General features: G+C 50.2%; 1 pseudogene. It reads left to right on the forward strand.

Features of this window, described 5'->3' with window-relative positions:
- Positions 1-17: 17 nt before the first annotated feature.
- Positions 18-303: pseudogene (locus A3751_RS16450) on the forward strand (glutamate synthase small subunit); the annotation flags it as partial.

Genomic DNA, 303 nt, shown 5'->3' on the forward strand with positions numbered 1-303 from the left:
ATCCGAAGAAAGTCCCAATGGCGGATAGAACCGAGGGCTTTGGCGAGATCTACGAAACATTTAAAACTGAGGAGGCTGCAGAGCAGTCTCATCGTTGCCTCGAGTGCGGAAACCCGTACTGTGAATGGAAGTGCCCGGTGCACAACTTCATACCGAATTGGCTCAAACTTGTGTCGGAAGGAAATATCATCGAGGCGGCTGAGCTAAGTCATCAGACAAACTCTTTACCAGAGGTTTGTGGGCGTGTTTGTCCTCAAGATCGGCTCTGTGAAGGGGCTTGCACACTTAATGATGGTTTTGGGG

This window comes from Oleiphilus sp. HI0080 (assembly GCF_001635135.1).